This window comes from Kitasatospora sp. NPDC085464 (genome assembly GCF_044541955.1).
Lineage (GTDB): Bacteria > Actinomycetota > Actinomycetes > Streptomycetales > Streptomycetaceae > Kitasatospora.
In genome coordinates, this window is sequence record NZ_JBITTM010000068.1 from 1 (window position 1) to 12,777 (window position 12,777).

The 12,777-nt window shown below is 74.8% G+C and carries 10 protein-coding genes; 4 read left to right on the top strand and 6 right to left on the bottom strand.

Features of this window, described 5'->3' with window-relative positions; translation table 11 throughout:
- Positions 1-306 (bottom strand): hypothetical protein (locus ACIGG8_RS38505; protein WP_396553248.1); only part of this gene is annotated, 306 nt, incomplete at its 3' end.
- Between the two features lie 96 nt (positions 307-402).
- Between ACIGG8_RS38505 and ACIGG8_RS38510 the strand changes: the two genes are divergently transcribed.
- Positions 403-528 (top strand): hypothetical protein, encoded by a 126-nt coding sequence (locus tag ACIGG8_RS38510; protein ID WP_396553249.1) that lies wholly within the window; start codon positions 403-405, stop codon positions 526-528.
- 165 nt (positions 529-693) lie between these two features.
- Here ACIGG8_RS38510 and ACIGG8_RS38515 read toward each other — a convergent pair whose 3' ends face one another.
- The 3 genes from ACIGG8_RS38515 to ACIGG8_RS38525 all read right to left on the bottom strand — a co-directional run bounded on the left by ACIGG8_RS38515 (position 694) and on the right by ACIGG8_RS38525 (position 3,939).
- Positions 694-1,395: an exonuclease domain-containing protein gene (locus ACIGG8_RS38515; RefSeq protein ID WP_396553250.1), complete on the bottom strand. Its 702-nt coding sequence runs from the start codon at positions 1,393-1,395 to the stop codon at positions 694-696.
- A 241-nt stretch (positions 1,396-1,636) separates the two neighbouring features.
- Positions 1,637-2,602, bottom strand: a complete 966-nt coding sequence (locus tag ACIGG8_RS38520; RefSeq protein WP_396553251.1) for a GNAT family N-acetyltransferase — start codon at positions 2,600-2,602, stop codon at positions 1,637-1,639.
- A 62-nt stretch (positions 2,603-2,664) separates the two neighbouring features.
- Positions 2,665-3,939, bottom strand: coding sequence for an SAV2148 family HEPN domain-containing protein (locus tag ACIGG8_RS38525; RefSeq protein WP_350523575.1), 1,275 nt, complete (start codon positions 3,937-3,939; stop codon positions 2,665-2,667).
- 495 nt (positions 3,940-4,434) lie between these two features.
- On the opposite strand from ACIGG8_RS38525, the gene glgX reads away from it, so the two are divergent.
- The 3 genes from glgX to treZ all read left to right on the top strand — a co-directional run bounded on the left by glgX (position 4,435) and on the right by treZ (position 10,933).
- Positions 4,435-6,558 (top strand): glycogen debranching protein GlgX, encoded by a 2,124-nt coding sequence (gene glgX, locus ACIGG8_RS38530; RefSeq protein ID WP_396553252.1) that lies wholly within the window; start codon positions 4,435-4,437, stop codon positions 6,556-6,558.
- A gap of 119 nt (positions 6,559-6,677) precedes the next feature.
- Complete coding sequence (gene treY, locus ACIGG8_RS38535; RefSeq protein WP_396553253.1) at positions 6,678-9,200, top strand: malto-oligosyltrehalose synthase; 2,523 nt, start codon at positions 6,678-6,680, stop codon at positions 9,198-9,200.
- Positions 9,200-10,933 (top strand): malto-oligosyltrehalose trehalohydrolase, encoded by a 1,734-nt coding sequence (gene treZ, locus ACIGG8_RS38540; protein ID WP_396553254.1) that lies wholly within the window; start codon positions 9,200-9,202, stop codon positions 10,931-10,933. The genes treY and treZ overlap by 1 nt, the downstream gene beginning before the upstream one ends.
- Positions 10,934-11,015: 82 nt before the next feature.
- Here treZ and ACIGG8_RS38545 read toward each other — a convergent pair whose 3' ends face one another.
- Together ACIGG8_RS38545 and ACIGG8_RS38550 are read right to left on the bottom strand one after the other, a co-directional pair.
- Positions 11,016-11,909 (bottom strand): transketolase family protein, encoded by an 894-nt coding sequence (locus ACIGG8_RS38545; protein WP_396553255.1) that lies wholly within the window; start codon positions 11,907-11,909, stop codon positions 11,016-11,018.
- A gap of 68 nt (positions 11,910-11,977) precedes the next feature.
- The gene (locus ACIGG8_RS38550) at positions 11,978-12,730 is read right to left on the bottom strand and encodes a transketolase (protein ID WP_396553256.1); all 753 of its coding nucleotides are present in this window, start codon (positions 12,728-12,730) and stop codon (positions 11,978-11,980) included.
- Between the last annotated feature and the right edge of the window lie 47 nt (positions 12,731-12,777).

Below are 12,777 nucleotides of genomic sequence, written 5' to 3' on the forward strand. Positions count from 1 at the left end.
GGTTCCAGCACTGCCCACTGGGCGTCCGTCAGATCTCCCCGAGCCATGGATCAAGATCATCGCATGACCTTGATCCACTTCTGAAACAGGCCCTACGGCCCGAACGTCGAACTGCACTGGCAGCGCGCCGCCGACCTCTCCCCGGTCACCCCACCGGCACCCCGGCGCAGCGACGATTACTACCTGCCGACGCCCTGCGCGCTGCGCCCCGAGCAGGTCCTCGACCTGCCGGACCAGGACGAGCTGCCCGGTGAACTCCACGACGCCGCAGAGGAGTTCGCGCAGCGGCACGAACTGGAGTACCACCGCGCGCTGTCCTGCGCGGACGGCTGGAAGCTCGGCGGCTGGCCGTCCTGGCACTCCACCGACCTGATTCCGATCGACTGCGGCTGCGGCGCCCGGATGGTCCACCTGCTCACCGTGGACAGCGGCGGGGACCCTGACCTGTCCGTCGGGCGCTTCGGCGAGCTGCACGTGTTCGTCTGCCCGGTGGACCTCGCGCACCCGGTGGGGCTGGACCTGCAGTAGCCCCGGCGGGGCCCCGGTCGGACCCGGCGGGTCGGCCCGGCCGTCGGCCTGCCGGGCCCCCGCCAGGTGTGGTCGAGCCGGTGGACCTGCCGGGAGCAGCCCTCCGGGCCCGGGGCGGGGCGTACGGGGCGGGCGGCCATCGGGCCGGTGGCCGGGCTCGCGCGGCTAGCGGGCGGGCCAGCGCGGGTCGACCACCGCCTGCGGGTCCTTGCCGCGGCGCAGCCAGGCCTGCAGGCCCTCCGCCCACGTCCGGTACCAGTCGATCTGCCGGCGGTGCAGCTCGGCCGGAGCGACCGCCCCCACCTCGGCCGGGTAGCGCCCGGCCAGTGCGACGGCGACCCGGACGGCGGCCAGCGCGTCGCTGCCCGCCTCGTGGGCGTCCGTCAGTTCCACCCCGTACACCTCGCAGACCCGCTGCAGGGTGCGCGAGCCCTTGCGGTACTTGTCCACGGCGCGGTCGATCACCAGCGCGTCCAGCACCGGCCCGACCGGCCCGCCGAGGCGCTCCGCGAGCGTCGCCAGTCCGTACCGGCGCAGCTCGGCGTCGAGCAGCGACAGGTCGAACGGCGCGTTGAACGCCACCACCGGTCTCCCGGCGGCCATCCGCTCGCACAGCGCGGCGGCTATCTCCTCCACCGCTTCCTTCGCCGGCCGCCCCTTGCCCCGCGCCACCGCGTCCCCGATCCCGTGGATCGCCTCCGCCTCGGCGGGTATCGGCACCCCGGGGTCGAGCAGCCAGTGCGCGGCCCCCACCCGGGCGGCCCCGACCGTGTCCACGAGCGCGGCCGTGACGATGCGGTCCACGGCCGGGTCGGTGCCCGTGGTCTCCAGGTCGAAGCCGACCAGTGGCTGCTGCCACCAGCTCATCAGGTGTGTCCTTCCGTCCTGTCTCTCGAAACAGCCCCCATCATCACCCGCCCCACCGACAACCCGGCCCACGGGTCGGCCCGCCGCTGTCGCGGACGGGCCGGAACGGGTGCGGTCGAGCCGGTCGACGGCACCCCGAACGCCCGGGATCCCGGGGGCGCCGGCGGGCACCGGCGGGCACCGGCGGGCACCGGCGGGCACCGGCGGGCACCGGCGGGCACCGGCGGGCACCGGCGGATCGCTACGGCGCCGGGTCGGCCCCGGCCAGTCGGCGGGCCCCGGCCAGGCGGCGGGCCTCGGCGAGGACGTCGGCGTCCACCTCGTCCCGGCTGCGCGTGCTGTACGCCAGGGTGTCGTACTCGTCGTCGAGGCAGGAGAGCGGGTCGGCCGCGTCCAGCTCGTGGCCGAAGCGCTGGTGCGCGGCGCGGGTCAGCTCCCGGGGTGTCAGTTCCCCGTTCAGGAAGGCCACGGCGAGCGCCCGCAGGACGTCCTCCTCGGCGCCGTCGCCACCGAAGGGGTGGAAGACCAGGCCCTGTTCGGCCATGGCCGCGGGCAGCAGGGTGTGGAGTTCGGTGGCGGCCTCGCGGTAGGAGCAGGCGGCCAGTTCGCGCAGGGCCGGACCGTCGAGCCCGACGACCAGGGCCTCGCAGGCCGCGTCGACCACCACCCGGCCGTCGGCGGCCCCGCCGCTCCACAGGGCGGCGCAGTCCCGGAGCCGGGTGAGCGCCTGGTCCGGGGTGGTCACGGGGGCGGGCTCGGGGGCCGGGCGGTACATGTGGACGTCGACCGGGTCCTCGTGGACGACGGTGAAGCCGTGCCGCTCGTAGAGCCGCCGGGCGGCGCTGCCCTGCAGGACGATCAGTCGCACCGGCTCCCGGGCGGCGTCGGCCTCGGCGAGGAGCCGGCGCAGCACGGCGCCGCCGATCCCGCGGCCCTGCAGGTGCGGGGCGACGTAGAACAGTTCCAGGTGGCGGCCGCCCTGCGGGTCGGGCCGGACGGCGACGGAGCCGGCGAAGGCGCCGTCGACCAGCAGCACGGACGTCCACCTGGTGGAGAAGGAGTCCGCCACCCGCCGGCGGGAGCGGTCCGGGTCCCAGCGGCCGAGGCGTTCCAGGTCGGCGCGCATGACCTGGTCCTTGAGGTCGGTGATGCGTTCGAGGTCGTCGACGGCGGCGGGTACCAGGGTCCAGGCGGGATGGCTGTTCACGGACCGCAGTCTCTCAGCCCCGCCGCCGCCGGGACCACGGGGTTTCCCGGGGCGTCCGGCCCTCACGACACGGGCCGGGAGTCCGCCCAGACCCCCTCGAACTCCTCGCGGTAGACCTCCAGCAGCCCCGGTTCGGTGCCGCCGGGCTGCTGGCCGGCGCCGCCGCGCAGCACCAGCGCCGGGGACTCCATGCCGCGGGAGCGGCGCAGGTAGGGCTGGATGACGCCGAGGTCGCGGCCCTGCCGGCGGCCGCCCGCCTGGCCGGTGGCCCGGGGGCCCTCGACCAGGTAGGCGGTGAAGCGCGGGGTCTCGTCGAACACCCGGATCTCGAAGCCGCCCTGGTCCCGCAGCCGGGCCCGGACCCGCCGCACGTGCATGATGTTCATCTCGATCGAGCGGGACAACTCGCTGCGGCTGAGGCCGAGTTCGCGTTCGCGGCGGCGCACCGCGCTGCTCGCCGGGTTGAGGAAGAGCAGCCGGACCCGGCAGCCCTCCCCGGCGAGGCGCACCAGGCGCTTGCCGGTGTAGTTCTGGCAGAGCATGCCGAGGCCGATGCCGAGCGCGTCCAGTCGCCGGGCGCCGTCCAGCAGGTCCTCCACCGGCAGGTCGCGCTGCAGCCGGACCCGGTCGGCGTGCACCGCGACCACGTCCGCGTACCGGCCGGCCACCAGGGACTCCACCACGTCGGCGGGCACCCCGCCCGCGCCGCCGTCCAGGACGGCCAGCAGCCGGGCGGCGGCGCGCTCGGTCTGCGCCAGGACGGTCTGGGTGAGCACCCGGTTGCGGGAGACCACGTGCCGGGCCACCTCCAGCTCGTCCAGCGCGAGCTCGATCTCGCGCCGGTCGGCCAGGTACGGCTCGAAGCACGGCCAGTGCTGGACCATCAGCTCGCGCAGCTGGGGCAGGGTGAGGAAGACCAGCGGGTCGTCGTCGGCCGGGTCGAGCAGGTAGCCCTTGCGGCGGCTGACCTCGCGCACCGCCCCGGCCCGGTGCGCCCACTCCTCGCCGGCCGGTCCGGCGGCCGCGGTGACCCAGTCCTCGCCGTGGGCGGGGGCGTAGATCGGGTGCAGCACCTCGTCCACCAGGGAGCGCAGCCGTTGCTCGACCAGGTTGAGCCAGACGTAGGCGCGGCCGGACAGCCGCACCCGCTGGTAGGCGTCCTCCCACTCGCCGGCCGACCAGGCCAGTGCCGGTATCTCGACCGGGCCGCCCTGCGCGGGCACCAGCGTGCGGCCGGTCAGGGTGGGACGCATGACCACCGTGGGAGCCTCGCTGCGGGCCGCGCCCCGGTCGGGGCCGTCGGGCCCGGGGCCACGGCCGCCGGCGGGGAACACCATGCGCCACCTCATCTGGTTGCTGCCGCCGGCCCCCGCGGGCGCGAGGACCGTTGACGGACCGCCATCAGCCTGTTGACGGACTGTCGGCGGGGCGCCGGGCGGCCGGACGATCAAGGGTACTGCCCGCCGCGAGCCGACCGCAGCCGGATCGGCGGGGCTCCGCCCGCGCCGCGGGGCCCCGCCCGGCCCGCGTTCCCGCTCGCACCGGCGGCGGCACCGGCGGCGGTACCGGCGCCCGGACGGGCGCGCCCCACCGGCATCACTCTTCACACGAATGCCCGCCGGACACTCGTTCGGACCAACCCGGGCCGGTTCTCCCGGCCACCGGGGAAGGGCTCCGGAAGTATGCGGGCTGTGCCGTGCGTCACGGCGCGCGAGCACCGCACATGCCCGGCCGCCCGGCCGGGCAGGAGAGCGTCCGGGTCCGGGCAGGCTGTCGGACTTATTGTCGGACCACATGTCAGTTTGCTTATGAAGCAAGGAAGTTGAGGAGCCATGCAGGTCTGGCCCGGCACGCCCTACCCCCTCGGCGCCACCTACGACGGAGCCGGCACCAACTTCGCCGTGTTCTCCGAGAGCGCCGACCGCATCGAACTGTGCCTGCTCGCCGAGGACGGCTCCGAGACCGCCGTCGAACTGCGCGAGACGGACGCGTTCGTCCGGCACGCCTACCTCCCCGGCGTCCAGCCCGGCCAGCGCTACGGCTTCCGCGTACACGGACCGTACAACCCGGGCCTCGGCCAGCGGCACAACAGCGCCAAGCTGCTCCTGGACCCGTACGCCAAGGCGATGAGCGGGCACATCGACTGGGACGAGTCGGTCTACGGCTACCATTTCGGCGCACCCGAGCGCCGCAACGACCTCGACTCCGCCCCGCACACCATGCACTCGGTGGTGATCAACCCGTACTTCGACTGGGGCACCGACCGCCCGCCGCGCACCGACTACCACCGCACCGTCATCTACGAGGCCCACGTCAAGGGCCTCACCCGGCTCCACCCGGGCATCCCCGAGGAGATCCGCGGCACCTACGCCGGCCTCGCCCACCCCGCGGTGATCGAACACCTCGCCAAGCTCGGCGTCACCGCGATCGAGCTGATGCCGGTGCACCAGTTCGTCCGCGACCACCGGCTGCGCGACCTCGGCCTGGCCAACTACTGGGGCTACAACACGATCGGCTTCTTCGCGCCGCACTCCTCCTACTCCTCCACCGGCGACCGCGGCCAGCAGGTGCAGGAGTTCAAGTCGATGGTCAAGGCGCTGCACGCGGCCGGCATCGAGGTGATCCTGGACGTCGTCTACAACCACACCGCCGAGGGCAACCACCTCGGCCCCACCCTCTCGCTGCGCGGCCTGGACAACGTCTCCTACTACCGCCTCGCCCAGGACCAGCGCTTCTACGAGGACACCACCGGCACCGGCAACAGCCTGCTGATGCGCAGCCCGCACGTGCTCCAGCTGATCATGGACTCGCTGCGCTACTGGGTCACCGAGATGCACGTGGACGGCTTCAGATTCGACCTCGCCGCCACCCTCGCCCGGCAGTTCCACGAGGTCGACCGGCTCTCCTCCTTCTTCGACCTGGTCCAGCAGGACCCGGTGGTCTCCCAGGCCAAGCTGATCGCCGAACCCTGGGACCTCGGCGAGGGCGGCTACCAGGTCGGCAACTTCCCCCCGCTGTGGACGGAGTGGAACGGCATGTACCGGGACACCGTGCGCGACCTATGGCGCGGCGAGAACGCCACCCTCGCCGAGTTCGGCTCCCGCCTCACCGGCTCCTCCGACCTCTACCAGGACGACGGCCGCCGCCCGATCGCCTCCATCAACTTCGTCACCTGCCACGACGGCTTCACCCTGCGCGACCTGGTCTCCTACAACGACAAGCGCAACCAGGCCAACGGCGAGGACAACCGCGACGGCGAGTCCTTCAACCGCTCCTGGAACTGCGGCGTCGAGGGCCCCTCCGGCGACCCGGCCGTCGAGGAGCTGCGAGCACGCCAGCAGCGCAACTTCATCGCCACCCTGATGCTCTCCCAGGGCGTGCCGATGCTCTCGCACGGCGACGAACTCGGCCGCACCCAACTGGGCAACAACAACGCCTACTGCCAGGACAACGACCTCACCTGGGTGCAGTGGCCCGAGGACGACGGGCCGCAGGCGCGGCTGCTGGAGTTCACCCAGGGAATGATCTGGCTGCGCCGCGACCACCCGGTGTTCCGCCGCCGCCGGTTCTTCCACGGCCGGCCGGTGTCCGCCTCCGGCGGGTTCGACGACCTCACCGACATCGCCTGGTTCACCCCGACCGGGGAGGAGATGACCAAGCGCAACTGGGGAGCCAGCTACGCCAAGTCGCTGACCGTCTTCCTCAACGGCTACGCGATCTCCGAACCCGACCGGCGCGGCGGGCGGATCGTCGACGACTCCTTCCTGCTGATGTTCAACGCGCACTTCGAACCACTGGAGTTCACCGTGCCCGCCGACCACGGCCAGGAGTGGCGGGTCGTGGTCGACACCACGCAGCCCCGGCTCCCCGCCCCGGGCACCGGGGCGCGGGTCAAGGCCGGGGACACGCTGTGGCTCACCGACCGCTCGCTGATGGTGCTGCAGCGGCCGGCGTGACCGGCCGCCCGGCGACCGGGGGCGGCCCGGGGGGCGACTGCGGGGCTACCGGGGGGCGGTCACCTGTTCGGATCAACAGCGGGTCTTGGCGGCAGGCTCCCCCGGGTACCTATGGAGCTATGACCTCCGCCGCCGAGCCCGCGCAGCCCCGCCCGGCCGCCGTCCCTCCCGGCGGCACCCCCACCGCCAGCTACCGCCTCCAGCTCCAGCCCGGCTTCACCCTCCACGACGCCACCGCCGCCGTCCCCTACCTGGCCGCCCTCGGCGTCTCCCACCTGCACCTGTCCCCCCTGCTGGAAGCCGTCCCCGGCTCCACCCACGGCTACGACACCGTCGACCACACCCGGATCAGCGAGCAGCTCGGCGGCGAGCCGGCCCTGCGCGCGCTGGCCACCGCCGCCCGCGGCCACGGACTGCGGCTGATCGCGGACGTGGTGCCCAACCACATGGCCGTACCGGCCCCCGAACGGCTCAACCGCCCGCTCTGGCAGGTGCTGCGCGACGGGCCCGACTCGCCGTACGCCCGCTGGTTCGACATCGACTGGACCGCCCAGCCCGGGCCCGCCGACGACCCCGGGCGCGGCCGGGTCCTGCTGCCGCTGCTCGGCGACCGGCTCGGCGCCGTCCTGGACCAGCTGACCGTGGACGGCGGGAGCCTGCGCTACCACCGGCACGAACTGCCGCTGCGCCCCGGCACCGAGTCACTGCCGCTTCCCGAGCTGCTCGCCCGCCAGTGGTACCGGCTCGCCTGGTGGCGCCTGGCCCGCACCGAACTCAACTACCGGCGCTTCTTCACCGTCAACGAGCTGATCGCCCTGCGCGTCGAGGACCCGGAGGTGTTCGCCGCCACCCACGGCGTGCTGCTGCGGCTGCACGCCGAGGGCGTCCTGGACGGCTTCCGGATCGACCACCCGGACGGGCTCGCCGACCCGCGCGGCTACCTGCGCCGGCTCGCAGCGGCCACCGGCGGGGCGTCGGGGACCACCGGCGGGGCGTCCGGGGCCGCCGGCGGCGGAACGTCGGGGACCACCGGCGGCGCGTACGTCGTGGTCGAGAAGATCCTCACCGGCGAGGAGCAGCTGCCCGAGGACTGGCCGGTCGCCGGCACCACCGGCTACGACGCGCTGCGCCGCATCGACGGCGTGCTCACCGACCACGCGGGCGCCTGCCTGCTGGCCGGGGCCTACGAGTCCTTCCTGCGTGGCGGACCGGTCCGGGACCTCTGCGAGGACCCGCACCCGGCACTCGCCGCCGCCCGGCGCGGACGGGCCGACATGACCGGGCCGGACGGCGAGCTCGCCGCCGAGATCGAACGGCTGGTGCGGATCGCCCTGCGGATCGGCGCCGCCGAACCCGCGCACGCCGACCACGCGCCCTGGCAGCTGCGCGCCGCGCTCGCCCGGCTGCTCACCGGCTACCCGGCGTACCGGCCCTACGCGCGGCCCGGCGAGGCACCCCCGGCGGCCTCCCGGCAGCAGCTGCGCGCGGCCCTGGACGGCTCCGCCGACCCCACCGACCGCCTGGTGGCCGCACTGGCACTCGGCGAGCTGGGCCGCGGCACCGACCACGACGAGTTCTGCGTCCGCTTCGCCCAGACCGCCGCGGCGGTGGCCGCCAAGGGCGTCGAGGACACCGCCTTCTACCGCTGGAACGCGTTGCCCGGCCTGAACGAGGTCGGCGGCGAGCCCGCCCGGCCCGGGCTGCGCCCGGCGGACTTCCACGACTGGTGCCGTCGCCAGGAGCGCACCTGGCCGCACGGCATGACCGTGCTCTCCACCCACGACACCAAGCGCAGCGCCGACGCCCGCGCCCGGCTCGCCGTCCTCGCCGAGCAGCCGCACGCCTGGGCCGCCGAGGCCGCCGCCTGGTCCACCGCGGCCGGCCCGGCGGCCCCCGGCCTCGACCGCGACGCCGACTGGCTACTCTGGCACACCCTGGTCGCCGCCTGGCCGATCACCCCGGACCGGCTGGTCGCCGCCCTGCTCAAGGCCGTCCGCGAGGCCAAGCTGCACACCTCCTGGACCGAGCCCGACCCGCGCTACGAACGGGCGCTGGAGGAGCGGGCCCGCGCCGCCTACGGCAACCCCGGGCTGCTCCCCCGGATCGAGGGCCGGGTGCACGCCCTCGCCCCGCACGCCCGCTCCAACACCCTCGCCGCCGCCCTGCTGCACCTCACCGTGCCGGGCGTGCCCGACCTCTACCAGGGCAGCGAGGAGCCGCTGTACACCCTGGTGGACCCGGACAACCGGGGCGTGGTGGACCTCGGCGCGCTCGCCGTGCGGCTCACCGACTCCGCCACCCGGCGCCCCGGCGACCTCGCCCGCGAGAAGCTGCACCTCACCACCACCGCCCTGCACCTGCGCCGCTCCCGCCCGCTCGGCCCGTACCGGCCGCTGCCCGGCACCGGCGCCGCCGGCGACCACCTGCTGGCCTTCGCCCGCGGCGACGACGTCGTCACCGCCGTCACCCGGCTGCCGTACGGGCTGCAGCGGGCGGGCGGCTGGCGGGACACCGTGCTGGAGCTGCCGCCGGGCGGGCCGTGGACGGACGAGCTGGCCCTGCGGAGCTTCCCGGCGGGCCCGGTGCCGGTGGCCGAACTGCTGGCCGGGAGCCCGGTGGCGCTGCTGACGAGGAGGGGCTGATGCCGGCCTACGAGGTGTGGGCGCCCCGCGCCGCTTCCCGCGTCCGCGTCGAAGTCGACGGCACGGAACACGAGTTGGCCCGCTGCGCCGACCGTGCCGGCTGGTGGTCCGGCGAGGCGCCGGCGGGCGACTACGCCTTCCGCCTCGACGACGGCCCGCCGCTGCCCGACCCGCGCTCGGCCTGCCAGCCGCACGGCCCGCACGGCCCGAGCCGCCCGGTGGACCACGCCGCGTTCCGCTGGTCGCGGACCGGCTGGCGCGGCCGCGCGCTGCCCGGCGCCGTGCTGTACGAGCTGCACATCGGCACCTTCACCGCCCGCGGCACCTTCGAGGCCGCCGCCGAACACCTGGACCACCTGGTCGAGTTGGGCGTCGACTTCGTCGAGCTGATGCCGGTCTGCCCGTTCCCCGGCCGGCACGGCTGGGGCTACGACGGGGTCTCGCTCTGGGCCGTCCACGAGCCCTACGGCGGGCCCGAGGGGCTCAAGCGCTTCGTCGACGCCGCCCACCGCAAGGGCCTCGGCGTGGTGCTGGACGTCGTGCACAACCACCTCGGCCCGTCCGGCAACTACCTCCCCGCGTACGGCCCGTACTTCACCGACCGGCACCACACGCCGTGGGGCTCCGCGGTGAACCTGGACGCGCCCGGCTCGGACGAGGTGCGCGCGTACCTGATCGGCAGCGCACTGGCCTGGCTGCGCGACTACCGCATCGACGGCCTGCGGCTGGACGCCGTGCACGCCCTCGCGGACGACCGCGCGGTCCACTTCCTGGAGGAACTCTCCCAAGAGGTACGGAAGTTGGCGGTCACCACGAACCGCCCGCTGTTCCTGATCGCCGAGTCCGACCTCAACACCCCGCGCACCACCGCCCCGACCGAGGCCGGCGGCCAGGGCCTCACCGCCCAGTGGAGCGACGACTTCCACCACGCCCTGCACTGCGCGCTGACCGGTGAATCCCAGGGCTACTACGCGGACTTCGCGCGCGAGCCGCTCGCCGCCGTCGCCAAGGCGCTGACCCGCGGGTTCTTCCACGACGGCACCTGGTCCTCCTTCCGCGGCCGCAGCCACGGACGCCCGTTCCCCACCGCCGAGGGCCACCGACTGCTCGGCTACCTGCAGACCCACGACCAGGTCGGCAACCGGGCGCTCGGGGACCGCATCTCCACCACGCTCCCCGTCGGCCGACTCGCCTGCGGCGCCGCCCTGGTGCTCACCTCGCCGTTCACCCCGATGCTGTTCATGGGCGAGGAATGGGGCGCCGCGACACCCTGGCAGTACTTCACCGACCACACCGACCCGGACCTCGCCGAGGCCGTCCGACAGGGCCGGCGGCGGGAGTTCACCGAGCACGGCTGGGCCGCCGAGGCCGTCCCCGACCCCCAGGAGCCCGCCACCGTGCTGCGCTCCGTCCTCGACTGGACCGAGCTCCGGCGCGCCCCGCACGCCGAACTGCTCTCCTGGTACCGGACGTTGATCCGACTGCGCCGGGAGCGACCGGAGTTCGCCGACCCCGACCTCGGCGCGGTGCGGGCAGCCTTCGACGAGGCGGCGGGGTGGCTGGTGGTGCACCGCGGGCCGTACCGGGTCGCGGTCAACCTCGGGCCGGACGAGGCCGCAGTGCCGCTGGGGGCCGCCGGGCGCGAGGTGGTCGCGGCCTTCGGCCCGGTGGCGCCGGCCGGCACGGACGTGCGGGTGGGACCGGACGCGGTGGCCGTGGTCCTGACCGGCTGATCCACCGACGGCCGTGGTACCGGGCGTCGCAGCGCAGCCGCCCACGGCGCGAGCGCTCGCGGCCCCGGGGACCGTGGCCGGCTCACCAGAGGAAGGTGCCGATCCGCTCCCGCAGCGCGGGCGCGTCCAGGCCGTAGGCGGCCAGGTGCTCCGCGATCGAGCCGTAGTGCCGGTGCTCCTCGCGCGGCACGCCCAGGCCCAGCACCCGGTGCGGGCGGTCTGCCAGCGCCTCGTGCACCTCGTTCGCCGACGTCCCGGCCAGGTACGGCTCGACCAGCACCACCTCCGCCCGCTCGCCGACGGCCGCCCGCAGCCCGGCCGCGTCGAAGGGGCGCACCGTCGCCGCGTACAGCACCGTGACGTCCAGGCCCTCGGTGGCCGCCAGCACCGCGTCCAGCATCGGCCCGACGGCCAGCACCACCCCGCGCGAGCCGGTGCGGACGGTGCTGAAACGGCCCGGCTCGACCGCCACCGGCGCGGCGTTCTGGTGCGCCGAGAGCCGGACGTACACGTTGCGGTCGCCGTCCGCGTACGCGTGGCGCAGCAGTTGCTCGGCCTCGTCCGGGTGCCCGGGGACGTGGACGGTCCAGCCCGGCAGGGTGTCCAGCAGTGCGACGTCGCCCGGGGACATGTGGGTGCGGCCGCCGGCCGGCCAGTCGTACGAGCCCGCCGCGCTCACCAGGACGGCCCCCACGCCCTGGTGGACCAGGTCCAACTTGACCTGTTCGAAGGGCCGTTCGATCAGGAAGCTGGCGAAGGTGTGGGCGATCGGCCGCATCCCGCTCAGCGCCAGACCGCCGGCCGCGCCGATCAGCAGCTGTTCGCGGATGCCGACGTTGACCACCCGGTCGGGGTGGCGCTCCTGGGCCGGGGTGAAGGCGGCCGCGGTGATGTCGGCGAGCACCACGGCCAGCCGGGGGTCCTCGTCCAGCAGGCGGGTGGTGACGGCGACGAAGCGGTCGCGCATGGTGTCCATCGGTGACGTTCCTTCCGGGGGTGCGGGTTCGGCGTGCTCGTCCGGGCGCTCTCGGGGCGGCCGGATGCTCAGTGGTTCTCCTTGGGCTCCACCCGGGCGACCACCACGTGCGGGCGGCCCGGGTGCTCGGCGGTGAAGGCCCGGTGCAGCGCCTCGTGGTCGCGGCCGTCCACCGTCGCGGTCGACCAGCCCGCGGCCGCGAACCGCTGCGCGATGCCGCCCTGCCAGCCGTGCGTGGCCGAGGAGTTGTCGATCACCACGACGTGCAGCCGCTCCAGCCCGTACGACCCGGCGAAGGCGACCGCCTCGTGGTTGGAGCCCTCGTCGAACTCGGCGTCGCCGACCAGCACCCACACCGCGGCGTCGGTCAGGCCCTGCGCGCGCAGCCCGAGCGCCGTGCCGACGCCCAGCGGCAGGCCGTGCCCGAGCGAGCCGGAGGAGATCTCCACGCCGGGCACCAGCGTGCGGTCCGGGTGGTGGCCGAGCGGCGAGTCGTAGCCGCCGAAGCTCGGCAGCACCTCGGGGTCGATGAAGCCCTTGGCCGCGAGCACCGCGTAGTACGCCATCGGCCCGTGGCCCTTGGAGAGCAGGAAGCGGTCGCGGTCCTGCTCCTGCGCGGTGGCCGGGCCGACCCGCAGCACCCGGTCGTACAGCACCCAGAGCACGTCCAGCGTGGAGGTGGCGGCCGGGCCGTGCTTCTCGGCTCCGGTCATCAGTGCCATCAGGGCCGGCAGGTCCTCGAACCGGGCCTCGGGGCGGGCCTGGGCACGGCTCCCGGAACGGCTCTCGGTCACGGATCCCGCGGTTGCGTTCGTCGTCATGACCACGATCGTGCAACTTAAAGCCAGCTTGAGGTCAAGCGGCTACA